At 65.9% G+C, this 229-nt stretch carries 1 pseudogene; it reads right to left on the bottom strand.

The window, feature by feature from the left end:
- Positions 1-229: pseudogene (locus VT52_RS38360) on the bottom strand (beta-ketoacyl synthase N-terminal-like domain-containing protein); the annotation flags it as partial.

The following is a 229-nucleotide window of genomic DNA, read 5'->3' on the forward strand; positions in this document are numbered from 1 at the left end:
GCCTGGTCGGTGTGTTGATGAGGTTGGTGAGGATGGGGGGGAGGGTGCCGGTGTGGGCTTGGTTGCGGAGTGTGGGTTTGTCGAGTTGGGCGGGGACGTAGGTGGGGGCGCCGTTGGTGAGTGCGGTGTCGAGTAGGGCGAGTGCGGTGGTGGTGGGGAGGGGGTTGATGCCGTTGCGGTTGATGCGTGCGCGGTCGGTGTTGTTGAGGGTTGCGGTGAGGGTGCTGGT

The sequence above is a fragment of the Streptomyces malaysiense genome, assembly GCF_000980885.2.
GTDB classification, from domain to species: Bacteria; Actinomycetota; Actinomycetes; order Streptomycetales; family Streptomycetaceae; genus Streptomyces; species Streptomyces malaysiense.